A 22,553-nucleotide genomic window follows, 5' to 3' on the forward strand; every position below is an offset into this window, starting at 1 on the left:
TATGAAAAAATCTGACCATATGAACGAACAAGAAAAAGAGACTCAAGAGGTGCTTGAAGAAGAGCGCAATGAAGAGACTGCGCCGCAAGCGCCTGATGATTTGGAACAGGCACGCGGTGAAGCGGCGGAATGGCGGGACAAGTACGTGAGAACGCTCGCGGAGTTCGACAATTTCCGCAAGCGCACTCGCGCCGAGCTTGAAAATGTGCGGCAGAGCGTCGCGGAATCGGTATTGACAAACTTGCTGACCGTGTATGACGACATGAACCGCATGCTTGAAGCTCCCGAAACCGACGACGGAAGTTCACGCCGCGGCATGGAACTGATTCAGCAGAAATTTAAGACTTTTCTCGAAGGACGAGGCATCACGAAACTCGAGTGCCGCGGCCAAGAGTTCAATCCGGATGAGCACGACGCGATCATGATGCAGCCGCGCGCGGGTTTCCCGGCAGGTGTAGTCTTGGAAGAAGTGACGCCCGGTTATAAGCTGGGAGATCGTGTGATTCGTCACGCGCAAGTGATCGTGTCGAGCGAACCTGTAGAAAACGGCGATGCCGGAGCGGGGGAAGAGCAGCAGTAAATGGCGAAACGGGATTACTACGAAGTACTGGGTGTAGACCGCAGCGCGACGCAGGATGATATCAAGAAAGCGTACCGCAAACTGGCGATGGAATTTCACCCGGATCGCAACAAGGGCGATTCCGCAGCCGAAGAGAAGTTCAAGGAAGTCGGCGAAGCGTACGCAGTGCTGTCCGATCAACAGAAGCGCGCACAATACGACCGTTTCGGCCACATGACCGGCGGGGCGGGACCGCGTCCCGGACAAGGCGGATTCGAGTTTGATTTGTCGGATGCGCTCAGGCAGTTCATGGAAGGCGGAATGTTCGGAGACATCTTCGGACAGCAGCGCGGTCGCGGCGGCGGGTCGACCAGAGTGCGGGGCAATGATTTGCAATTGAAACTCGCCTTGACGCTCGAAGAGATTTCTGAAGGTGTGCGCAAGACGATCAAAGTTCGCAGATTCCGTCCTTGCGAAACCTGCAAAGGCAGCGGAGCCGCGGCGGGCAGCCAACCTACCGAATGTCCGACGTGCAGAGGGCAAGGACAGGTGCGGCAGGTTTCGCGCACGATCTTGGGGCAATTTGTCAATATTCAAACGTGTCCGCAATGTCACGGCGAAGGCAGAATTGTGTCAAACCCGTGCAAGACGTGTTCCGGTGACGGGCGCACGAGACAGGAAGAAACAATTCACGTCGATGTTCCGGCGGGAGTCGCTGCCGGGCAATACATCACGCTTCGAGGCGAAGGACACAGCGGCCCGCGCAACGGTCCGGCGGGTGACTTGATCGTTCTTATTGACGAAAAAGAACACGAGTATTTCGAACGCGACGGCGACAATATTATTTACAAACTGAGCGTGTCAATACCGCAACTGCTTCTGGGCGGAACGGTCGAAGTGCCGACGTTGACGGGCAAAGCTCAATTGAAACTCGAGTCGGGAATCACACCCGGAAAACTTCTGCGCATGCGCGGCAAGGGTTTGCCGTCGTTGAACGGCTACGGGCGCGGCGATCAGCTTGTGGAAATTGAGCTGTACGTTCCGAAGAAGCTCAGTTCGAGCGAACGCGAGATGATAGAGAAACTCTCGCAAAGCGAGAATTTCAAAGTGCAGGCCAATGACAAGGGTTTCTTTGAGCGAGTCAAAGAAGCCTTCGGACAATGATTTGGAGATTCGATTTCAGCCGCCGCGCGTTGGCGTGGCTGCTGGGAATCAGTTTTGTTGCGGGAACGGGCCTCGAACTGCGCGAGCAGTGGCTGGGAAGATCAGCAGCAGGCGAATCGAGAATTGTCTCGTTGGGGATAGATCCGGCGCTTGCGAAAATCGCCGATTCTCTGCATCAGGTAAAAGTAGAAGAGCTCAGCAGGCCGATCAACATCAACACCGCGACGGCAGAAATGCTCGACCGGCTGCCGGGTATCGGTCCCGTATTGGCGTCGCGGATCATTGACGAGCGTGAAGAACATGGTCCGTTTGCAACGGTGGACGAACTGGAGCGAGTCCCGGGAATCGGTCCGAAGAAACTCGCGGCGATGCGTGACCGCATAATCGTCGAATAGCGAAGACAGTGCGCCGCCGGTCGGCGGTTTTAGATAAGGAGTGGCAAGATGGCTGTGCGCATGTCGTCGGGGCTCAGGCGCGGCAAGATGCAAATAGAGATGCGCCCCACGTCCGCAAGGACTCTGGAATCGGTCTTTAATATGCTGCACAACGAAATTCCCAACACGCGTGTGCTGGATTTGTTCGCGGGAATTGGATCGTATGGAGTGCTGGCGTTGCGGCGCGGCGCGGACGTCGCGGTTTTTGTCGACAAATCCCGGGAAGCAGAGAAGCGGATGAAGCGCGCACTCGCTCAGTACCACCTTGAAGATAGGTCGGTAGTACATTGCGAAGACGTTTCGCATTTCCTGCACACGGCCGGCAAATTTTCGGAGCCGTTCAACATTATCTTTGCAGATCCGCCGTATGAGAAAGTTGTGCCTTCCGAGCTGATCGAGAGTATTCTGGATTCCAAGCTCTTGGCACCGAACGGAATCGTGGTATTCGAGCATTCCAAGCGGCAAGCACCGCCGGATATTGTCGGATTGAAATTGCGCAAATCGCGCGTGTTTGGCGATACGACCGTGAGCATTTGGGATTCCGTGTGATGGGCGAGTTAACGCACCGGGTCGTGGCCTGCACTTATGTGTTTCGCGGCGACAAGATGTTATTGCTGAAACGCGCCACGAGGCCATTCACATTGGCACCGCCGGGGGGCAGACTGGAACCGTTAGAAGACCCGTTTGCGGGAGCGTTGCGGGAAGTACGCGAGGAATCAGGGCTTGAAGTCGAAATCTTCGGGGTCGCACAAGCGTGGTTCGGGAGTTTTGTTCCGGGTGCTTTTCCAATTCTTTCTATAAATTATCTTGCCCGATCCGATGCGGGAACTCCACGGCTAAGCGATGAGCACACGGAGTATGTTTGGGTCACGCGAAAGATGATTGAGTCGAGAGAAATTGAGACTCAAGACGAACAAGGGAGCGGGTTCAGCCGGGAAAGCATTCTGGATGCTTTTGAGCGATACGAAGCATGGATGACGGTCGGGAAACTCTGATTGGCGAAATGCTCGCCGCGCTGAAAAACGGCGACACCGTACTGGCCGCGAGTGACGGCCGGACATATTCGCATAAAGAGATGCAGGGGCGTCTCGTCGAGTGGATTCCTACGTCGATTGAAGCGAAACGTGTTTGCGAGTTGTCAAGTGCAGTGGTCGTGGCCGCGCCTCACGTGAGTTTTGACAACTGGGCGGAGTATTTCGCAAATCGGCTTGCACACGATCTGAGGTGCGGCGAAGTTCTGGCGAAGAATTTTCGCGATGAAGACGGCGGTAAGATTCCAGTTTCGATTGGCAGGCATATTCACGTCAACCGGCCGTCGGAATCGTCGAAGCGCGGCGGCAGAGAGCGGGAAACGGATCGCGCCCTGAGAGTTTTTGAAGAATATCGCGCGGCTCTTTTCGCCGCGGGACAGAACTCACCGCTTGACTTGTTGATTGAAATTCACGGGCACCGCCGGCATTTGAAACTCGAAGTCGCTACAGCCGGTGTCGATGAACACACAGCGCGCGAGTTGATGCAAACCTATCTTGGTCTCACCTCCGACGACTCGCGGCAGCCGCAGATTGCGATTGAGCCGATCGACAGACTGAAATTCTCAGCCAAACGCGCAAAAGAGCATGGCTCCCTGCACCCAAGTGTTTGCAAAGCCGCGTTGCACATTGAGATTCCCCGTGTTTGCCGCGAGAACGAAGAAGCACGCGGCAGATTTCGTCCCGTGCTATCGTCTTGGTTGAAGTCCTGCATAAAATTATTGACTGCACGAACATAACAAACCTACCAACCCCAATCAATTTGATTAATCCGAACATTCTGCCGCTGCTATCGGCGGGAGGTCATGGCGATCCTCCTTCGCTGCTTTGGTCAATTCCGTTTGCGCTGATTCTTCTTCAGATCGCCGTTTGGCCTCTGATTAATCCACACATTTGGGAGAAATTCTACGGGTGGTTGACTGTGCCTCTGGGTGCGTTGGTCGCGGCCTATTATTTCTTCGGGAGAGGCGCAGCCGAACAGCTCGGACATGTTGGGCACGAATACGCAGCGTTCATCGCGCTGATTGGCTCGCTCTACGTTGTGTCGGGCGGGATATTGGTGGCGATGACCGGCCGGTTGACGCCGCACCAGAATCTCTACCTATTGGGGATCGGCGCGGTGTTGGCGAATTTTGTTGGCACGACCGGCGCGTCAATGATTTTGATTCGGCCGTTTATGCGCGGCAACGCGTGGCGGTTCAAAAAGTACCATATTGCTTTCTTTATTTTCATCGTCTCCAATTGCGGCGGCGCACTGACTCCGATCGGCGACCCTCCGTTGTTCTTGGGATATTTGCGCGGCGTGCCGTTTTTCTGGGTATTTGAGGCGCTCTGGTACAAGTGGATGATCGGTGTCGTCATATTGCTGGTCATGTTTTACTTCATTGACCGCCGCGAGTTCATTCATCACTCCAAGCAAGAGCAGGAAGCGGCGGAACTGGTCGACCACTTTAGAGTGCGCGGCCTGATAAATATTCCGTTTCTCGCGATCATCATCGGGGCGGCATTTGTGCAAGAGCCGATGTTCTTGCGTGAAGCAATCATGCTCGCCGCCGCGGCGGGATCCTATTTCCTGACGAAACAGGAAATCCACGAACGCAACAATTTTAACTGGCATCCGGTAAAAGAAGTCGCGCTGTTGTTTCTCGGTATATTCGCGGCAATGGTTCCGGCGCTCGACTGGCTTTCTCACAATGCCGGCAGCTTGGGCATAGAATCGGCGACTCAGTTTTATTGGCTGACGGGAAGCCTTTCTTCCGTGCTCGATAACGCTCCAACATATTTGAACTTCCTGACCACGGCCATGGGACTTCACGGCGAAGACGTGAACTCAAAGATCGCGGTGATGGAATTTGCCACTCAGCATGCCGATCTCTTGCGCACAATTTCGATTGCCGCGGTGTTCTTCGGAGCGATGACCTACATCGGCAACGGTCCGAATTTTATGGTCAAGTCGATTGTCGAACATGAGAAACTACCCACGCCGTCGTTTATTGAGTACATTTACAAATACTCAATCCCGATTCTTGCTCCCGTGCTGATTGTAACGTGGTTTCTCGTTATCTAATCCGGTTTTTGTTCGCGGCAGTTGTGCTGAGCACGTTTGGCTGCGAGTTGTTTAACACGCGCGATCCCGAAGATCCGGCCGGTGCGCGTGGAAGCTGGGAAGTGCCGCTTGCGCCCGAAGATGTCTTGACAAATTTGTCATTGGCGTTGTTTGAACGAAATGCTTCGAACTATATGCGTTCGTTTGCCGAGGACAGCTTCGCGTTTCTCGCCGATCCGACCGTCGTGCAGCAGCAGCCGAGCCTTGCACTGTGGAACTACGGCAACGAAGAAGCGCACATCAACAGTTTGTTCGGCGAAGGAGTGCTGCCGCAAGACAGCGTGGCGTTCGTCGTTTTTTCGGCAATCGAACAAACACTTTTGGGTGACACGGCCAACATCACAGCCCACTACGATTTGACTGCACAGGTCGCAATCGCAGGTGCGCCGGGCCAGATGGCGGGAGAAGCTCAATTTTCGATGATCGTAGGCAACCAAGGCTACTGGGAGATCCGCACGTGGAGCGATCGCCGCACGGAAGAATTGGCCTCGTGGAGCGAGCTAAAGGCGCTGCTGCAGTCGCGATAGCCTTTGCGGCGCTGTTGCTTTCGTGCACCAATCCGTTTGCCCCCAAGCTGCGCGGTGATGCGGGGACGATTTGGTCCGATGCGCAAACCGTCGGCGGGCTTTTGGAAAATTTTGTCGCCGCGTACGAGCTGAAAGATTCGCTCAGGTACTCCGAGTTGCTCGATGAGTCCTTTCAGTTCAGCTTCTACGACGTGGATTTGCAGCGTCAAGACGGATGGCTGCGGGAAACGGACCTGCGGGCGACGACGAGACTATTTCGTGCGTATGACAACATTACGTTAATTTGGGCCGGCCTGAACCAAGAGACACTCGCCTTGGAAACGCCGGACAGTCTGATTGAATTTCGGGCGCAATACCAGCTCGTGCTGGATAATTTGTCGCCGTTGTTGGGATTTGCAAGATTTACGGTTTACAAACCTGCCGATGACCGCTTCAGAATTTTGTTTTGGCAGGATGATTTCTAATAATTTCTAAAGAAAGGACACTCGTGCTATCGTCTCGAGTCTCGCGCCTCTCCATTTCGCAAACGCTGGCTATTGTTGAAAAGGTGCGGGAGCTTCAAAAGCAAGGCATGACCGTCTATGATATGTCGGTCGGCGAACCGGATCATCCGTCGCCGCCGGACGTCAAAGAAGCCGGCCGTCAGGCCATTAGTAATGATTTCACACGTTACACCGCGGCCGCAGGCATTATGGAACTGCGTGAAGCGATTGCGGCCAAGCTGAAACGCGACAACGGGCTCACCTACACGCCCAAGCAAATTGTCGTCGGAAACGGCGCGAAGCACATCTTGTCGGGAACGCTCTTGGCCCTGGTGGAGCCGGGGGATGAAGTGATTATTCCCGAACCGTGCTGGCTGTCGTATCCCGAGATGGTTTGGTTGGCGGGAGGCGAGGTGGTTTACGCTCCGACGCGCGTTGAAGATGGGTTTCATTTGCGGGCGGAAGTGTTGGAGCGCTTGATCACTCCGCGCACGAAGGCCGTGATGTTGAACAGTCCGTGTAACCCGACCGGCGCGGTTATGCCGAAGAAAGACATGGACGAAATCGCGGAGGTGCTCAAGAAACACCGCGCGTACATAATCTCGGACGAGATTTACGAATACTTGCGTTTCGACGGGCGCGAGCACGTGTCGCTTGCCCAGTATCCGTGGCTTTACGACCGCACGATTGTCGTCAACGGAGTATCAAAGAGCTACTCGATGACCGGTTGGCGTATCGGTTACGGTGCAGGACCCGACAACGTGATGAACGCGATCTTGCGGATTCAAAGTCAGATGACGTCCTCGGCCTGTTCCGTGTCTCAAAAGGCCGCCACGGCCGCGCTCAATGGCGGTCTCGATTTTCCAAACAGGATGCGAGATGATTTCACTCGCCGTCGTGACATTTGCTTCGACGGACTGAAGAATATTCCCGGCGTCAACGTCCCGAAGCCGGAAGGCGCATTTTACGCGTTTCCGCAGATTCCTGCTATGATGACAGGTTCAGTAAATGGCAAGCCGCTAAAAGATTCAAACGGCATGACCGACTATCTATTGGAGAAATACCACGTCGCAATAGTTCCGGGCGCAGCATTTCGCGCTCCCGATTGTATCCGCATTTCCTTTGCGTCGTCTGATGACCACGTGCGCGAAGCGGTGAATCGAATTGCAGCGGCGGTTTCCGACATAAAGTAAGTAACACCATCGATATGCCCACGTACGAGTACAGTTGTAAGAACGGACACGAATTCGAAGAGTTTCAGAGCATGGTTGCTCCGCCGGTTGAAGTTTGTCCGATTTGCGGCGCGCCAGCCGAGCGCAAGATTTCGGGAGGATCAGGCTTGATCTTCAAAGGCTCAGGATTCTATATCACGGATTATGCGAAAAAGAACTCGAGCGGAGCGGCGTCCTCTTCGAAATCATCCGGTTCTTCCGACGCCTCTTCCAGTTCGACATCAACGGACAAAAAATCGTGATTTTGTTTGACCGCTACAGCAAGCTGAAAAAGCAAGCTCCGGGTGCCGCGGTTTATTCGGGGCAGAAAGAGCTGTTGCCGTTGTTGAGCGGATCTTTGCGGAAGACCGATTTGCCGGAGTTGATCGTTGAGCCTTCGAACGTCGAAGAACTGCAAACGTTGCTTCGGTTCGCGGCTGAAAAGGATATGCGTATTGCGGTGGCTTCGGGGCATTCTCCCGTTTCCGTTTCAGAGCTTGAGAGCGCGATGTTGATATTGACGCATCGCTTGTCCGGGCCATCGCAGTTGTCGTCTGATGGAATGGGTTTGTGGGTACACTCGGGAACGCCGCTGGAAACAGTCGCCGTGGAGCTTGCACAGCGCGGGCTCGTATGGCTTCCGCTGCATCCTATTGAGCCGGGCGAGACGATGGGAACGTTGTTCGCACGCGCCGTCGAAGGCGTTCGTTCGCATCGCGGCGGCGGCGTGCTTTCCAATCTGCGCCGGGTAGAATGGGTTGGTTACAGCGGTGAACGCTACGCCACAGGACCGAGTGTGACTGGTGACAATTTGGACGTTTCATCACTGCTATTCGGAAGCGGAGCTCGCTATGGAGTGTCCACGAAGTTCGAGCTTGCTCTGGAAAAGTTGCCTGAAACGCGAACATTGCTCGTTTGTGAATGCGCTTCCGTGGATGAATTGAGTCAGATGCAGCAGAACTGGCGCTATGGCGTGCCGTTGCCGGATGCGCTGCCGTTTTGGACTGCAGTCGCGACCGACGCGTTGCGGCAAGGAAATGATGACTTGGTGTCAGACTCTGCGGTTGCATTGCTCGCCTGCGAATGGCAAGGAAGCATCGGACTCGAATCGTCCGACGGAGTATCCTTCAAAAGAGTCGAAGGCAATACTCAAGTGAGTCAGATGTGGCAAAACTTGTTTAGACTGCCGCGTACTCTTGCCCGTTTGCATCCTGATCGAAGCGAAGGTCGTTTTAAGTTGCCCGCCGAATCCCTAATCGATTTTAACGAAAGGGTGGAAGAGCTCGCCCGCGACCGCAGTCTCAGCGTTGCCGTGTGGGGAACTTTGGACTCGGGAAACGTTAATGTTTGGGTGCTGCATCCGGATTCGGAAGCTCGTACGGCTCGGCGCGCGGCGGAATTACTGGAAAGAATTTCGGAAGATTCGCTTAATTTGGCCGGATGCCCTATCGAGAACGCCGGAGGGATGTGTGACCTTTCACTTTACCGGGATTCGATCACGCAAGGCTGGGAGCTAACGATGTTGAACAAGTGCGACCCCTCTTCGCGTTACAAACCGCTTCGACCAAGCCCAACGGCATAGAAAGATTTTTGTCGACAAAAAAGCCCGACCACAGTGTGATCGGGCTTTTCATTTTTGCAATAAGTACTTATGCGCCGACGATCTTTTTAAGTGCGGCGAACGGAATCGATTTTGGCCGTTGAATTGCCTCGCCCCATCCACGGCTCATTACGAGTTGCGAAGTCATACCCATGGCGCGCGAGACTCCGAACATGACGGTGTAGTAACGCGGTTGGGTGACGCCGTAGTGGTGCAGCAAACTTCCGGAGATTGAATCGACGTTTGGCCACGGATCCTTGATCTTCTGAATTCCCTTAAGCAATTCCGGGACGACATTGAAGACTTGTTCGGCAAGTTTGAACACCGGAGAATCAGGACATTCCTTTTGACCGAATGCCATGAACGCCGTAAAGCGCGGATCGACGACACGCAAGACGGCATGTCCGTAACCCGGAATGACGCGTCCGCTGTCGAGAGTTTCCTTAGCGAAGTTGTTCAGTTGCTCGTCTGACGGGTTGCCTTTGAATTTCTCCAGCACGTCAAGCAACCAGCGAAGCACTTCCTGATTAGCAAGACCGTGCAACGGACCGGCAAGGCCGTTCAGACCTGCGGACACCGCATAGTACGGATCGGACAGCGCGGAACCCACACAGTGAGCCGTATGTGCCGACACGTTTCCGCTTTCATGGTCGGTGTGCAAAGTCATGTACAGACGCATGAGACGGGCGAAACCGCCATCCTTGTCTTCAACGCCCATCATGTACGCATAGGATTCTGCCCAATCCATGCCGGGTTTGGCTTCAATACGCGGACCGAGATCGTAGCGCCAACGGTAAACACCCGCCGCAAGCTCTGGCAGCTTGGCGACGAGATTCAGGCTGTCTTCCAGCGTTAACTTCCAGTATTCATCTTTCTTCATACCTTCGGCATAGCGGCGGCGGAATTCGGACTCACGCTCAAGAGTGAGGATGAGCAGATTGAAAACGGCCATCGGATGGCTGTCCTTCGGAAGTGCCTCCATGGCGGCCCAGACATAAGCCGGGACACCGGCGCGTTTTTTCAGTTCGGCCTGAAAGTCCGCAAGTTCATTCTTGGATGGCAGTTCTCCGGTCAACAGCAACCAGTAGATCTCTTCCGGCAGCTTGTCGGTCAACTCAGCGAGGGGAATTCCACGAATAATTAGTCCTTTGTCGGCCGGAACTTCTGAAGTGTCGCAGAGCAGCGATTTGATGCCGCGCTGTCCGCCCAGCAACGCGCCAACCGTTACTTCGGCGATCACCTTGTCGCCGTACGTTTTGGCAAACGACTTGATTTCGTCCTGGTAGGCGGGGATCGTTTTCGAAAGTTTGTCGTGAATCAGTGACATGAATTTAGGTCCCGAGTAAGAGTGTTTCTTAGGCTTTTGGATACATTACTACCACCTATAGTATCGCGAAATGCAGAATTAAAATCAACCGGAAATCCGTGCAGTCCATGTGACAAAAATAACAAAAAAGAATAATATCAAATTTTGCACGACCTATATGCAAAATTATGGAGCCGGAATCGACACCAATGAGGTCCACAAATACCAGATTTACTCATAAACTGTTAATTTTTATTAATATAAAAACATGGGTCTGCATGGTTCCTTGCGCGGAGTTTAGTTGGGGCGAAAAGGAGGATTATCGTTGCAGTTTTGGCGACAGTTGCTTAACTTATTTGAATCATAGAAAATGACAACTCCAGCCCTTTTCATACTCGTTGCCGTGATCGTTGCTGCGGCCCTTCTGTTGGCTTTCCAACTTGCGAGACTAAGTCGCAGTACGGAGGCCGAACGGGAGCGCTCGGCTGCGCTTGAGACGCGCTTGAATATGCTTCAAGAGCTTGTAGATAGGGCACGGCAGGAAAGCCAGAAGACTGTTTCCGACGAACTTCGCGAAACAAGGCGGGATTTATCCGAAGAGCAGAAGATTGCCCGCCAAGAGGTAAAGAGCAGTCTCGAGACTTTTCGAAACAGCATGGAAACTCTGCGAGCCAGCCTCTCGGACGATCAGTCGAAGGCACGCACGGAGTCCCGCGATACGCTTGTGCAAAGCGTAAAGAGTCTGACAGAGCAGTTTGCGAAACTTCAGACCTCTAACGAGCAGAAACTGGCTGAAATTCAAAAGCGGGTCGACGAAAAACTCTCCGAAACGATTACCCGCAACGATACGCTCTTCAAAGGTGTGACGGACCGGCTGACAGAACTACATGCGACAAATGAGAAAATTCAACAATTTTCTCAGGAACTTGACGAGCTACAAAATATTTTGAAAGCTCCCAAATTACGCGGCGAGCTTGGCGAAATCGAGATGGAGCGGATGCTGCGTGATTGTCTGCATCCCGAGCAATTTGCTGTTCAACATGCCTTGCCCGGCGGCAGGGTGGACGCGGTGATTTTTAATCCGCAGGGAAAGCTGCCGATTGACAGCAAGTTTCCGTTGGAAGCCTACAATCGCATGAAGTCCGCCGAGTCAGAAGCCGAAGCGGACTCCGCGCGCAAAGAGTTTGTCCGCCATGTCAAAAAGCATGTTGAAGATATTGCCACGAAGTACATTTCACCTCCGGAGACTTTGCTCTTCGCCGTGATGTATGTCCCCGCCGAAGGGGTATACTACGAGTTACTCACCAATCCGGAGTTAATGGAATATGCCCGGCGCCGTGGAGTGTTTCCGACGTCTCCAACGTCGTTCTGGGCGCTTTTGCAAGTCACTCTGATTGGTTTCAAGGGGATGAAGATATCTGAAGACGCGCGCCGGATTTCGGGACTGTTGAGCGCGTTGGGCGATGATCTGACAAAATTCAGGTCCAGCTTCGAAAAAGCGAAGAATCAGGTGCGGCTGGCCGGAAACAACATGGATGATGCCGCGCGGGAATTAGACAAGGTGGAACGCAAGGTCGAAGGTATTCAGCACGAAAACAAGGCTGATGAACTTTCCTCAGGTATGGCAGGAGAACTGAGTTCACAAACCGATGGAACGTTGTGGGAACCGTAGGCAGAACCAGACCCGTCCCCGATCCGAATCAATTCGAACTCTTCAGCGTTGCCGCACAGAGTCCGCCGCCCGTGGATGCGGAGTCGAAGGGCAAAGCCAAACGCGGACCGCGCCATCAACCGCAAGGCTTCGTGTATGACCTGCAGCATCATTTCGACGTAATCAACGAAGTGATGTTCAAGTCCGAACTTTCAAAGCCTGTGATTCGCTGGAGCCGCAACCGCTGGCAGTACACGTTGGGGCTTTGCGACATAGAAAAGCGCGTCATCACAATGAACACGGCATTGGATGACGCGCGAATTCCGGAAATGGTCGTGGCGGGAGTGATGCACCACGAAATGCTGCATCTCTACTTCGGGATCACCGAGGGACCGAACGGCGGGCGGCGGTTCCACACTCCTGAGTTTCGCGCAGCCGAGAAGCTGTTCCCGGCTTATGTGGCGGTCGAAGAGTGGTTGCGCGACAATTGGCCCCTTAGGGGCCGGCCCGCCCGAAAGCCGCGCTCGAATTCCGGCGGCTTCTTATCGTACCTCTCGATGATGCACGGCACGCCGACCGAACGCTGATCAGGCATACATTTCGGGATTCCTCTCAATGTTCCACTCTTGGCTGGGAATTCCATTGACGGTGCAGGAAGCCTTGAATTTTACTGACCGATCAAGTGAAAGCGAGACTCCGCAGTATTTGGTCAGGGAGAGATTGACAGCTTTTTCCACATCGTTAGTTGTCAGATTCTGACCGTCTGCTTTGATGTGAAAATGGAGACCTGTAACACGGCGGGGATGCAATTCCGCACGAGTTGCTTCGACTTCTATCTCAAAGCGAGAAAACTCCTTGCGGCTTTTGCCCAGAATGAAGACTACGTCCATACTGACACAGCCGCCGCAGGCCATTACAAGCATTTCTATGGGGGCGCTGGCTCCATTTTCTCCCCCGGACTTGGGACCGGAGTCGACGGGAACCCAATGATTTGAATCAGCTTTCGCGAGGAAGGCCATTTGGCCTGTGTGCCTGAGCAGCACTTTCAAGGGAACCTCCTTTAAGAGTTTGGTGTATTAATAAGGTGTCAAATTTCAACGGAAAACGCAATTACATGTCTCGGATTGTACCTTTCTTTTTAGTCCTGGGATTACTTGCCGGTACGGCATTCGCGCTCGATGACGGAGGCGGAGATGTAACGTCGCCCGGCGTGCCGGTTCGCGCGTATTGGAACACGAACGCAATACCTGCCGGCGGCACGTCGGAGCTGGGGGTGCTCTTCAGTGTGCCTCGCAAACATCACATCACGGACGTCGAGTTCGGTCTGTTCTATGTTGAGATAGCGGACACCTTAGGCTTAAGTTTTGGTGAACCGGTCTTCCCCACGGGCGAACCACTGAAGGATGAGGTTTGCTATCGCGGTGAAGTCTTAGTTCGTATTCCGGTCACGGCCTCAGAGGATGCCGCCGTCGGAATGCACGACATCAGATTCAGCGCGGGCTATCAGATTTGTCAGGAAACCGATCCTGAAACATGTTTTCTCCCCGAAAACGCGTCGGTAAATGCGAAGACCGAAATCGTGCCTGCCGGAACGCAGGTTGTCGCAGCGAATGAGAAGATCTTTTACGGCGGCGGTGAGAAAGAAGTCGCCGTGGAGGAACCGCAGGGAATCGAAGCGAGGCTGATGGCTGCGCTTGCCAAAGGATCGTGGACGGCATTCTTGGTCGCCTTTCTCGGCGGAATTTTGGCGAGCTTTACTCCGTGTGTCTACCCCGTTATTCCGATCACGATCGGTTATATCGGCGGAGCCAGCACGGGTAAGCCACTGCGTGGATTGTGGCTCTCGTTCATTTTCGCCATTGGTATTGCTATCGTATACAGTTCGTTGGGCCTGTTCGCCGCCGCGACGGGCACTCTTTTTGGTTCCATATCGGGTTCACCGATAGTAAATATCATCATTGCGATTGTCTTTGCTTTGATGGGTGTCAGCATGCTCGGTGCGTTCGACATTGCGCTGCCGTCCGCGCTGCAAACAAGCTTGGTAGGTGGCTCAACCAAGAAAGGTCTGTTCGGTCCATTATTGCTGGGAATGGCATCGGGATTGGTCATGGCGCCCTGTGTCGGCCCGGTTATTGTTGCTCTGCTTGCTTGGGTTGCGCAAACAGGAGATCTCTTCTACGGTTGGGCTTTGTTGTTCGCATTCTCGCTTGGATTGGGCTTGCTGTTCCTCGTGATCGGAACTTTTGCTGGTGCGATCCAGGCGTTGCCTCGCGCGGGCTCATGGATGGAAACCGTCAAGAAGGGCTTTGGCTGGATCTTGTTGGCGGGGGCATTGTATATGCTCAGACTTACGCTGCCGGAGCCGATATATTACGCTGCTTGGTCGATTCTTCTGATCATGTTCTCAGTGTTTTCTGGCGCGTTTGACACGATTACCGAAGACGCGACGTCCAAGCAGCGTATCGGAAAAGCACTGCTGCTGTTTATCTTCCTGCTGGGCGGCATCTTTCTGTTCAAGTCATTTTATCCGAATGCGATTGGTTCCGCGACGGCTTCCGTTGCTCACTCCGAGTTGGAGTGGATGGTGAACAAGGAAGAACAGGCTATCGAGCAGTCGTCTTCATCAGGCAAACCGGTTTTGATCGACGTCTACGCCGACTGGTGTGTGGCCTGTGTCGAACTGGACGAGAAGACGTGGATTCAGCCCAATGTCCAGAAACGTGTCGATGACTTCGTGCGGCTTAAATTGGATTTTACGAAGGAAACTCCGTGGGTTTCCGAAATGAAGAAGAAATATAAGATCACCGGAATGCCGACGGTGATCCTGCAAAAGGGTGAACGCGAGATTGCGCGGTTTACGGGGTTCAAACCGGCGGACGAATTTATATCACTCCTTGATCAGCACAACCTCTAAAGAAAATTGCCTCACCGAAAGGAGTCAATGTGTCAGGATTGGTCAATGTAACAGATGCGAATTTTGAAGAGACTATCTTGCGAGCTAACCGCCTCGCTGTTTTGGATTTTGGCGCGGAATGGTGCGCACCTTGCAAAAAAGTGCACGCAATTCTAAAAGAGATGGCTTCCGATTGGGAAGACAAGGCCGTAATCGGCGAAATTGACATTGCCGCCAATCCCGAAGTTCCGCGGAAGTACGGAGTGTTGAATATTCCTCAAGTGTTGTTCTTCAAGAACGGTCAACTGGTTGAGACGGTAACTGGAGTCCTGCCTAAGGCGAAGATGGAAGAGAAATTCCGCAATCACGCGCAATAGGCTGCAAGTCATATGAACATAAAGAGGGCCGCTTTCATAAAGCGGCCCTCTTTTCATGTTTTTGAAACGACAACTACTTCTTCTTCGCCGCTTTCTTAGCAGCCTTTTTCGCCGGAGTTTTCTTCTCGGCTTTCTTGTCGGCCGCCGCTTTCTTCGTGGCAGTTTTCGTCGTGGCCTTTTTTGTTTCGCTCTTCTTGGCCTCAGATTTTTTCACCGGCGTTGCTTTGGGTTTTGCCGCGGGCTTTTCTTCTTCGATTTTCTTCTTTGCCGGCGGCTTTGGCTTTTCAGCGGCCGCAGGGGCGACCGCGTCAAAGACCTCGCCGGTAAGCTCGCTGATTTCGTTTCTTAGCTTTTCGATCTTGCTTTCAAGCCGCTCTTTGAGTTTGACGACTTCGCGGTTCATCTGGCTCATGTGTCCGGCGCCGAGCATGGCGCCGAGTTTCCATTTGCCTGACGACGCATGCAGTTCGCGTTCAGCCATCAGGAGCTTTAGTCTAAGCGAGCGAACTTTTTTCTCGATAGTTTCATCCATAGTGTTCCCACACTTTCTGGTTGAGCAAACATTAACTCAACAATTACTCGATTTTGAAATAGACAAGCGGTCGCGCCGGAGCAGGCGCGGAACCGATCTGAAAAGCCTTAGTAATACGCTCAACTGCGGACTGCGAATCCGCGCCGCTGCCTGACCATTGTACATTCGCGACGGGTTCGCCCTTGGAGACAGGATCGCCCCGGCGTTTCAAGAATTCGATACCCGCCGAGTGGTCAACTGGATCAGCAGACGTCTTGCGGCCCGCTCCGAGATCGACGAGTCCCAATCCGATTTCGCGCGGGTGAATTTCCTGAATTGTGCCGTCGTCGGTCGCAGTAACAATGTGCAAATTTCTTGCCGGGACGCCGCTCATGAATTCCGACCAAACTTTGGGGTCCGCGCCTTGTGCTTCCGTGATTCTTCTAAAGCGGTCGTAACCGCGTCCGCTCAAAAGCAACTTTCGGAACTCACTTTTGCCGCTTTCGAGGTCTCTGCAAACGTCCCCGAGCATCAACATGGTCCCGCCGAGAAGTTCGCACAGTTCAATCAGTCGCGCGTCTCCTTCGCCGGTTTTCAAGACGGACAAACATTCCGCGACTTCAACGGCATTGCCGGCAGTTTTGCCAAGCGGCTCGTACATGTCCGTTCCGTGTACGACGGTTTTGACGCCGTAGTCTCGCGACCAATCCACAAGCCTCGCGCCTAATTCTCGAGCCTCTGCTTCCGACTTCAAGAATCCGCCGGGACCGATCTTGACGTCCATCGAAAGGCCTTCCGTGCCTTCTGCAATCTTCTTTGAGAGAATACTTGCGGCAATCAGCGGAGGTATGGCTACAGTCGACGTTACGTCTCGCAGCGCGTACAACTTGCGGTCTGCTGGAACGAGAGTTTCCGTTTGTGCGCCAAAAGCACAACCTTGCGATCGTAAGACGGTTTCGAACTCGTCGTGCGAAAGCGTTACTCTCATACCGCGAATACTTTCGAGCTTATCAAGTGTACCGCCGGTATGGCCGAGAGCACGTCCCGAAATCATAGGCACGGCCAATCCTGCCTCGGCGACAATCGGAGCGATGATCAGGGACGTCTTGTCACCGATCCCGCCTGTCGAGTGTTTGTCGACTTTGCGTCTGGGAATCGAATCAAAAGACAGTCGTTCACCGGAACGAATCATCGCATCGAGAAACCTCCGGCCTTCGCGTTCGTCGACGCCGCGAAAGTAGATTGCCATCAGCATGGCAGCCATCTGGTAATCCGGCAAAGTACCGCGCGCGAACTCGAGCATCAGGTAGTCAATCTCGGAGTCAGACAGTTCGCGACCGTCCTGCTTTCGCGCAATAAGTTCGGAAACCTGCACGGAAATCAGGGCGCCGGTATAATCGTGCCGTCGGGAATGACGGCGTCTTTCTCGATAATGACAACTCCGTCACGAACTGCGTACCCGTTGCCGTCGTGGTCCTTGACGTCCCGCGGCGGATCGACGCGCACTCCGTATCCGATACGGGCATTTTTGTCGACAATTGCATTGCGAATAATCGTATCGCCGCCGATTCCCACGTCGGGCCGGCCAACTTCGCGATTATACTGAAGCACTTCGCTGGTTTCAAAGAAATCCGCGCCGCAAACCACGGAGTCGATGATCTTGATGCCGGATTTGCAGATTGTTCTGGTTCCGAGTATCGAATGCTCGATCGCACCGTGTTCAATCCGCGATCCTGCGCAAACCAGGGCGCGCTTCATGTAGACTTCGCGCATACTTGCGCCGGGCAGAAAACGCGGGCGTGTAAACAGTCTGAAACTTGGATCATGCAAGCTGAACGCAGGTTGCGGGTCGGTCAGGGCCAAGCTCGCGTCGTAATACGATTTGATCGTTCCGATGTCTTCCCAGTATCCGCTGAATGGATATGCGAATACGCGATGTGTGCGAATAGCAGACGGAATCACGTCCTTGCCGAAGTCCGAGCCAGTGTCCGGCGCAAGCAGTCCGACAATTGCTTCCCATTTGATGATGTAGACGCCCATGGACGCCATCACGACGGGTTCGTCAGTGTCGAAGTTCTCGGAATGGAACATACTGCCGGAAAGTTCCCAGCCTTTGATGTCGTCGGGCTTTTCGGGCTTTTCCTTGAACTCGACGATACGTCCTTCGTCGTTGACCTGCATGATGCCGAAACGTTTTGCATCTTCGAGTCTAACGGGGTACGTCGCAATCGTTATATCGGCGCGGGAACGCCGGTGGAGAGCGATCATACCGCGGTAATCCATCCAATAGATATGATCGCCGGACAAGATCAAGATATCGCTCGGGTTCGAAGGACGGATATGCCGCAGGTTCTTGCGAACGGCATCGGCTGTTCCCTGTAGCCAGTCGTTGGTATCGATAGTTTGCTCGGCGGCCAATACGGTCACAAAACCGTCACGAAACGCGTCAAACGCGTAGGTCATAGAGACGTGACGGTTAAGCGACGCCGAGTTGAACTGCGTAACGACAAAGATCTTACTTAGGTCTGAATGTAAGCAGTTCGATACGGGAATGTCAATTAGGCGATACATGCCGCCGAACGGAACCGCCGGTTTCGAACGCGGCTTAGTGAGCGGGTGCAGTCGGGTGCCTCGTCCGCCGCCCAGAATTACGGATGCTACTCTATCCATTTTGCTGTCGATTTATCGTGGTAAAGTTATTTACTTGATGAAACTCAGAATTTCGTTCGTCAAACGCTCTGCTTCTTCGCGAGTTGCTGCCTCCGCGAATACGCGAACAATGGGTTCGGTGTTGGAAGCCCGGGCCTGGACCCAAGCACGGTCCGTCCGCCATTTGAGCCCGTCCAAAGTTTCCGCTTGTCCAAAGAGTTTAAATTCGTTTAGCTGTTCGAGTGCCTGCCGCTGCCGAACGAGGTCCGGAAACTCTATCTTCTTCTTGACCAAATGATATTGCGGCATGGAATCGAAAAACTCAGCGGAAGATTTGCCGAACTCCAGCAGAGCTTGGAGTACAAGCGCTGCACCGATGGCGGAGTCCCGAGACGCGTGGATCATTGGCAGCATCACGCCGCCGTTTCCTTCGCCGCCGATGGACGCGCCGACTTCGAGCATCTTTTGGGCGACGTGAGCTTCTCCGACTTTGGTCTCGAAGTAGTCACGCTCGAATTGCGTCGCAATGTCCCGCAGCGCAAGGCTGGTTGAGCAATTGGCCACTACAGGGCCTTTCACGTGCGGTAAAGCTGCAATAGCGGACGCGCACAACGTAAGTTCTTCTCCCGCGGGCCGGCCGTCCGATCGAATCAACGCCAGTCGGTCGGCGTCAGGATCAAGCACAAATCCGATATCGACATTGGTGGCTTTCATGGCAGAACAAACGTCAACAAGGTTCTCCGAAACGGGTTCCGGCAAACGCGGAAATCTGCCCGTCGGTTCGAGATGAAACCCCACAACCGTGCAGCCAAGCGTTTCCAAAAGCACCTTCAAGAGTTCGCCGCCCGCGCCATTCACGGCATCGAGTCCCACGCGAAACTTACGAGCGCGCAATTCATCAAGTTTCAGAAACGGCAACCCGAGCACGGCGTTAATGTGCCGCTCAACGGCAAGCTCATCACGCTGGTATGTTCCGATTGAAAACGCGTCGACGTTGAAATCCCTATCCGATTCAACTTCGGCGCGCAAGGTCTTGCCGCGGGATTCGTCAATGAACAGCCCGTCCGCGCCGTAAAATTTCAGCGCGTTCCATTCTGCCGGATTATGACTTGCTGTAATCGCGATGCCCCCTGCAGCGCGGTGTTCTTCCACGGCCAACGATACGGTCGGGGTTGACACGACTCCCACGTCAATGATGCTTGCTCCGCTTGAAGCCAGCCCTGAAATCGTCGCGGCGCGCATCATCGTCTTACTGATACGGCTGTCACCGCCGACCACCACGGGACCCGGCGCACACGATTTGCCGAAGGCCTGCGCCCATCGCAAACAAACTTCAGCCGTCATGCTCTTTCCGACGATGCCGCGCACCCCGGAAATCGAAATCATCAGCGGCGCGTCTTTTACCATTTCCCCGGCCACTCTCTTCCGACAAATTCCGCAATCGCTTCCAGAAATTTCTGATCCGATGAATCGAAATCCGCGACGTTCTTGCCGTCGATGTCAATCTCGCCGATGATCAAGCCATCCGCATAAATCGGTACGACGATCTCCGACCTTGTTTCGAGAAAACACGACAGGTAACGCGGATCTGAGTGCACGTCGTCGACGATAATCGTCTGCTCTTCACGCACCGCAGCGCCGCAAATCCCCTGCGCAATCGGAATACGCGTGTGCTCAGTCGGGGCATCGCCCGTCCAGGGGCCGAGATTCAAATGATCGCCGTCAACCCAGTAGAATCCGATCCAATCATATTTCGGATGCGCCAGCCGCAATGCTTCGCACAAAGCCTGACATCGCGCGCGAAAATCTCCTTGCGGGAGTTTGCTTGTAATACTCGTAGGAGAAAGTGAAATCATCTATCGTGTGATTGACACCATGTGATAAATTCTTCGGCGGACCATGCGGAAGGACAAAGTTCTTTGGGAATCGGTCCCTTGGCTGCGAGTTCCAAACCGTATTCGATATCGTCAAGCCCTTCTATCGTATGCGCGTCCGGATTGAGCGGAATCGGAATCTTCAAGTCCAGCGCGCGCGCAAACCAACGCCAATCTAAATCAAGCCTATGCGGATTGCAATTCAGTTCGATGGACTTCCCGTGCTTCGCCGCACAGTCGAGCAGGCGCTCGTGATTCACCGGATAACCTTCACGTTTCAAGAGCAGCCGTCCTGTCGGATGACCCAAAACATCCACGTGCGGATTTTCCAGCGCACGGCACAATCGTTCCGTCGCCTGCTCCTCGGTCATCCCAAAACTTGAGTGAATACTCGCCACCACAAAATCAAACCCCGCGAGCAGCTTATCATCGAAGTCGAGCGAACCGTCCGGAAGAATGTCACACTCCGTGCCCTTCAATATCCTGAACGGCGCGAGTTCGTCGTTGAGATACTCAATCTCTTCCCACTGCTTCAAAACCCGCTCGGGAGTCAAGCCGTTCGCATACGCCGCGGCTTTCGAGTGATCAGCTATCCCCAAGAACTGAAATCCGCGCGCGATCATCGCTTCCGCCATCTGCCGCAGCGTGTGTTGGCCGTCCGAATACGTCGTATGCACATGCAAAATGCCGCGCAAGTCACGATACGTCAAAGCACCAGGGTAGGGGGGTTGGTTCGAATCGCGCAGCACGAGATTTTCTTCGCGCAAAGCCGGCGGCACAACCTGCAAATTTAAGGAACGGTAAACATCTTCCTCTGTCGCGGCAATCGGAATCTCTCCGCGCGACTGAAGTTCCGCCACATGCAGTTTCGAACCCGTCGCCAAAACAAGCCGCGTCCCCAATTCATCAGGAGCACAAACCGAGAGTTCTACGTCCATACCGCTTGAGTGTTTGCCAGACCAAATCTGATCTTCAGTCGATGTCCACTCCACGACACCGAGCGCAAGAATACTCTTTTTCACCGTATCGTGCTGCGCAGGGTCGGCGCAAACGATGCAATCTAAGTCACCGACAGTCTCCATGCATCTGCGCAAACTACCGCAAAAGTGCGCGCTCAAAACACCGGGAATCAACCTCAGTGACTCTTCAATATCCACAGCAGCCGCCTTCGCCTGATGCCGCAGCTTTCGCCCGCCTGTCTTCTTCAAGAACTCAAGGCTCGCGCGAAACTTTTCAACTGTCTTTCCGCCAAACCCCGAGAACTTCGTGAGCGTTCCCGCTGCAATCGCCGCTTCAAGATCGGCAAGCGACGCGACATTGGCTTCTTTCCACAGTGTGCGGGCCTTCTTCGGTCCAAGCCCCTCGACCTTCATCAAGTCGAACACACCCGACGGAACACGCGCACGCGCATTTTCTAAATCCGCAAACGTCCCGGACTCCGCCGCTTCTCGAATAGCTTGTGCGACGCTCGCTCCGACTCCGCGAACTTTGGAGAGTCTGTCTCCGACCATCAGTTCATCCAACGTCACGGAGACCGCATCAAGCTGCCGCGCGGCGTTGGCAAACGCTTTCGCGCGAAACTCATCTTCATTGATCAGGTCAAGCAGCGTCGCATACTCTTCGAGCAGCGCAACAACGTCGGCACGAGTCATTTCTCGGTGGCGAGCAATTCGATAAATTTCTGCATGAACGCCGGCAGATCATCGGGTTTGCGCGACGTGACGAGGTTTTTGTCGACGACAACCTCTTCATCCACCCATTTCGCGCCCGCATTGACCATGTCGTCGCGAATCGCGGCAAAGCTCGTGACTTTCTTGCCGCGAAGTACTCCCGCGGAGACTAACACCCATCCTCCGTGGCAAATGCAGGCAATGGGCTTCTTCGCTCTGTTCATTTCACGAACCAGATCGAGCACCGGTTCCGACATGCGAAGTCTGTCCGGCGCCCACCCGCCCGGAATTACAAGGCCGTCAAAATTGGACGCCTTCACTTTATCTGCAGTCTTGTCGACCTTGACCGGATAGCCGTATTTCCCGACGTATTCGGGTGCCGATCCGGTTCCCAGCGTGACGACCTTTGCTCCTGCTTCACGCAAGCGCAAAAGCGGATACCAAACTTCGAGGTCTTGGTAATGATGCTCAACCAAGATTGCAATCTTCTTGCCCGGCAAATTCATGGTC

Annotated in this window: 25 protein-coding genes; 16 read left to right on the forward strand and 9 right to left on the reverse strand. The window is 54.0% G+C overall.

The genetic code is table 11. From position 1 onward, the window contains the following. Window position 1: 1 nt before the first annotated feature. The 12 genes from H6507_01300 to H6507_01355 are packed head-to-tail and all read left to right on the forward strand — an operon-like array spanning window position 2 to window position 9,094. Complete coding sequence (locus tag H6507_01300) at window positions 2–580, forward strand: nucleotide exchange factor GrpE (GenBank protein ID MCB9367737.1); 579 nt, start codon at window positions 2–4, stop codon at window positions 578–580. After that, on the forward strand, window positions 581–1,723 hold the full coding sequence (dnaJ, locus tag H6507_01305) for a molecular chaperone DnaJ (protein ID MCB9367738.1): 1,143 nt from the start codon (window positions 581–583) through the stop codon (window positions 1,721–1,723). After that, a complete protein-coding gene (locus tag H6507_01310) occupies window positions 1,720–2,118 on the forward strand; it encodes a helix-hairpin-helix domain-containing protein (GenBank protein MCB9367739.1) in 399 nt (132 codons plus the stop codon). The genes dnaJ and H6507_01310 overlap by 4 nt, the downstream gene beginning before the upstream one ends. A 48-nt stretch (window positions 2,119–2,166) precedes the next feature. Then, complete coding sequence (locus H6507_01315) at window positions 2,167–2,706, forward strand: RsmD family RNA methyltransferase (GenBank protein MCB9367740.1); 540 nt, start codon at window positions 2,167–2,169, stop codon at window positions 2,704–2,706. Next, the gene (locus H6507_01320; GenBank protein MCB9367741.1) at window positions 2,706–3,152 is read left to right on the forward strand and encodes an NUDIX hydrolase; all 447 of its coding nucleotides are present in this window, start codon (window positions 2,706–2,708) and stop codon (window positions 3,150–3,152) included. The genes H6507_01315 and H6507_01320 overlap by 1 nt, the downstream gene beginning before the upstream one ends. Further along, on the forward strand, window positions 3,128–3,925 hold the full coding sequence (locus H6507_01325) for a hypothetical protein (protein ID MCB9367742.1): 798 nt from the start codon (window positions 3,128–3,130) through the stop codon (window positions 3,923–3,925). The genes H6507_01320 and H6507_01325 overlap by 25 nt, the downstream gene beginning before the upstream one ends. A 47-nt stretch (window positions 3,926–3,972) precedes the next feature. Continuing rightward, the gene (locus tag H6507_01330) at window positions 3,973–5,253 is read left to right on the forward strand and encodes a sodium:proton antiporter (GenBank protein ID MCB9367743.1); all 1,281 of its coding nucleotides are present in this window, start codon (window positions 3,973–3,975) and stop codon (window positions 5,251–5,253) included. Next, window positions 5,235–5,819, forward strand: a complete 585-nt coding sequence (locus tag H6507_01335; protein ID MCB9367744.1) for a hypothetical protein — start codon at window positions 5,235–5,237, stop codon at window positions 5,817–5,819. Before H6507_01330 ends, H6507_01335 begins: the two co-directional genes overlap by 19 nt. Beyond that, window positions 5,783–6,283, forward strand: a complete 501-nt coding sequence (locus tag H6507_01340) for a hypothetical protein (protein MCB9367745.1) — start codon at window positions 5,783–5,785, stop codon at window positions 6,281–6,283. Before H6507_01335 ends, H6507_01340 begins: the two co-directional genes overlap by 37 nt. Window positions 6,284–6,306: 23 nt before the next feature. Beyond that, window positions 6,307–7,494, forward strand: coding sequence for a pyridoxal phosphate-dependent aminotransferase (locus H6507_01345; protein MCB9367746.1), 1,188 nt, complete (start codon window positions 6,307–6,309; stop codon window positions 7,492–7,494). Between the two features lie 14 nt (window positions 7,495–7,508). After that, on the forward strand, window positions 7,509–7,775 hold the full coding sequence (locus H6507_01350; GenBank protein ID MCB9367747.1) for a zinc ribbon domain-containing protein: 267 nt from the start codon (window positions 7,509–7,511) through the stop codon (window positions 7,773–7,775). Continuing rightward, window positions 7,772–9,094 (forward strand): FAD-binding oxidoreductase, encoded by a 1,323-nt coding sequence (locus H6507_01355; GenBank protein MCB9367748.1) that lies wholly within the window; start codon window positions 7,772–7,774, stop codon window positions 9,092–9,094. The genes H6507_01350 and H6507_01355 overlap by 4 nt, the downstream gene beginning before the upstream one ends. Before the next feature lie 67 nt (window positions 9,095–9,161). Here the strand turns inward: H6507_01355 and H6507_01360 are convergent, their stop codons facing one another. Further along, entirely contained in the window at window positions 9,162–10,439 is a 1,278-nt protein-coding gene (locus H6507_01360; GenBank protein MCB9367749.1) for a citrate (Si)-synthase, read from the reverse strand. 349 nt (window positions 10,440–10,788) lie between these two features. On the opposite strand from H6507_01360, the gene rmuC reads away from it, so the two are divergent. Beyond that, complete coding sequence (gene rmuC, locus H6507_01365; GenBank protein ID MCB9367750.1) at window positions 10,789–12,090, forward strand: DNA recombination protein RmuC; 1,302 nt, start codon at window positions 10,789–10,791, stop codon at window positions 12,088–12,090. Further along, window positions 12,078–12,656, forward strand: a complete 579-nt coding sequence (locus tag H6507_01370; protein MCB9367751.1) for a M48 family metallopeptidase — start codon at window positions 12,078–12,080, stop codon at window positions 12,654–12,656. The genes rmuC and H6507_01370 overlap by 13 nt, the downstream gene beginning before the upstream one ends. On the opposite strand, the gene H6507_01375 is transcribed toward H6507_01370, so the two are convergent. Next, window positions 12,657–13,118 (reverse strand): OsmC family protein, encoded by a 462-nt coding sequence (locus H6507_01375; protein ID MCB9367752.1) that lies wholly within the window; start codon window positions 13,116–13,118, stop codon window positions 12,657–12,659. A gap of 65 nt (window positions 13,119–13,183) precedes the next feature. Here H6507_01375 and H6507_01380 point away from each other — a divergent pair, with 65 nt between their 5' ends. Both H6507_01380 and H6507_01385 read left to right on the forward strand, forming a co-directional pair. After that, window positions 13,184–14,983, forward strand: a complete 1,800-nt coding sequence (locus H6507_01380) for a thioredoxin family protein (protein ID MCB9367753.1) — start codon at window positions 13,184–13,186, stop codon at window positions 14,981–14,983. A 38-nt stretch (window positions 14,984–15,021) separates the two neighbouring features. Continuing rightward, window positions 15,022–15,339, forward strand: a complete 318-nt coding sequence (locus H6507_01385; GenBank protein ID MCB9367754.1) for a thioredoxin fold domain-containing protein — start codon at window positions 15,022–15,024, stop codon at window positions 15,337–15,339. Window positions 15,340–15,412: 73 nt separating this feature from the next. Here the strand turns inward: H6507_01385 and H6507_01390 are convergent, their stop codons facing one another. From H6507_01390 to H6507_01420, 7 genes are read right to left on the reverse strand one after another with little or no spacing between them, the layout of a single operon-like run. Then, window positions 15,413–15,871, reverse strand: a complete 459-nt coding sequence (locus tag H6507_01390) for a hypothetical protein (protein MCB9367755.1) — start codon at window positions 15,869–15,871, stop codon at window positions 15,413–15,415. Window positions 15,872–15,914: 43 nt separating this feature from the next. After that, a complete protein-coding gene (locus tag H6507_01395) occupies window positions 15,915–17,225 on the reverse strand; it encodes a thymidine phosphorylase (protein MCB9367756.1) in 1,311 nt (436 codons plus the stop codon). Between the two features lie 5 nt (window positions 17,226–17,230). Next, on the reverse strand, window positions 17,231–18,520 hold the full coding sequence (locus H6507_01400; GenBank protein MCB9367757.1) for a glucose-1-phosphate adenylyltransferase: 1,290 nt from the start codon (window positions 18,518–18,520) through the stop codon (window positions 17,231–17,233). Window positions 18,521–18,550: 30 nt separating this feature from the next. Beyond that, a complete protein-coding gene (locus H6507_01405) occupies window positions 18,551–19,906 on the reverse strand; it encodes a phosphoglucosamine mutase (protein ID MCB9367758.1) in 1,356 nt (451 codons plus the stop codon). Next, window positions 19,900–20,355, reverse strand: a complete 456-nt coding sequence (locus tag H6507_01410) for a GAF domain-containing protein (protein ID MCB9367759.1) — start codon at window positions 20,353–20,355, stop codon at window positions 19,900–19,902. Before H6507_01410 ends, H6507_01405 begins: the two co-directional genes overlap by 7 nt. Further along, window positions 20,352–22,025, reverse strand: coding sequence for a DNA polymerase/3'-5' exonuclease PolX (locus H6507_01415; GenBank protein ID MCB9367760.1), 1,674 nt, complete (start codon window positions 22,023–22,025; stop codon window positions 20,352–20,354). The genes H6507_01410 and H6507_01415 overlap by 4 nt, the downstream gene beginning before the upstream one ends. After that, window positions 22,022–22,549 carry a type 1 glutamine amidotransferase gene (locus H6507_01420; protein MCB9367761.1) on the reverse strand — a complete coding sequence of 176 codons (528 nt, stop codon included), beginning with the start codon at window positions 22,547–22,549 and terminating at the stop codon, window positions 22,022–22,024. Before H6507_01420 ends, H6507_01415 begins: the two co-directional genes overlap by 4 nt. Window positions 22,550–22,553 lie beyond the last annotated feature (4 nt).

Source organism: Calditrichota bacterium (assembly GCA_020637445.1).
Classification (GTDB): domain Bacteria; phylum Electryoneota; class RPQS01; order RPQS01; family RPQS01; genus JABWCQ01.

What these genes read in the sequence shown, in the direction of transcription:
- H6507_01300 (MCB9367737.1), top strand. Translation starts at nt 2, where the DNA reads ATGAAAAAATCTGACCATATGAACGAACAAGAAAAAGAGACTCAAGAG.
- H6507_01310 (MCB9367739.1), top strand. Translation starts at nt 1,720, where the DNA reads ATGATTTGGAGATTCGATTTCAGCCGCCGCGCGTTGGCGTGGCTGCTG.
- H6507_01315 (MCB9367740.1), top strand. Translation starts at nt 2,167, where the DNA reads ATGGCTGTGCGCATGTCGTCGGGGCTCAGGCGCGGCAAGATGCAAATA.
- H6507_01400 (MCB9367757.1), bottom strand. Translation starts at nt 18,520, where the DNA reads ATGGATAGAGTAGCATCCGTAATTCTGGGCGGCGGACGAGGCACCCGA.
- H6507_01350 (MCB9367747.1), top strand. Translation starts at nt 7,509, where the DNA reads ATGCCCACGTACGAGTACAGTTGTAAGAACGGACACGAATTCGAAGAG.
- H6507_01405 (MCB9367758.1), bottom strand. Translation starts at nt 19,906, where the DNA reads ATGGTAAAAGACGCGCCGCTGATGATTTCGATTTCCGGGGTGCGCGGC.
- H6507_01320 (MCB9367741.1), top strand. Translation starts at nt 2,706, where the DNA reads ATGGGCGAGTTAACGCACCGGGTCGTGGCCTGCACTTATGTGTTTCGC.
- dnaJ (MCB9367738.1), top strand. Translation starts at nt 581, where the DNA reads ATGGCGAAACGGGATTACTACGAAGTACTGGGTGTAGACCGCAGCGCG.
- H6507_01380 (MCB9367753.1), top strand. Translation starts at nt 13,184, where the DNA reads ATGTCTCGGATTGTACCTTTCTTTTTAGTCCTGGGATTACTTGCCGGT.
- H6507_01415 (MCB9367760.1), bottom strand. Translation starts at nt 22,025, where the DNA reads ATGACTCGTGCCGACGTTGTTGCGCTGCTCGAAGAGTATGCGACGCTG.
- H6507_01360 (MCB9367749.1), bottom strand. Translation starts at nt 10,439, where the DNA reads ATGTCACTGATTCACGACAAACTTTCGAAAACGATCCCCGCCTACCAG.
- H6507_01325 (MCB9367742.1), top strand. Translation starts at nt 3,128, where the DNA reads ATGGATGACGGTCGGGAAACTCTGATTGGCGAAATGCTCGCCGCGCTG.
- H6507_01410 (MCB9367759.1), bottom strand. Translation starts at nt 20,355, where the DNA reads ATGATTTCACTTTCTCCTACGAGTATTACAAGCAAACTCCCGCAAGGA.
- H6507_01390 (MCB9367755.1), bottom strand. Translation starts at nt 15,871, where the DNA reads ATGGATGAAACTATCGAGAAAAAAGTTCGCTCGCTTAGACTAAAGCTC.
- rmuC (MCB9367750.1), top strand. Translation starts at nt 10,789, where the DNA reads ATGACAACTCCAGCCCTTTTCATACTCGTTGCCGTGATCGTTGCTGCG.
- H6507_01420 (MCB9367761.1), bottom strand. Translation starts at nt 22,549, where the DNA reads ATGAATTTGCCGGGCAAGAAGATTGCAATCTTGGTTGAGCATCATTAC.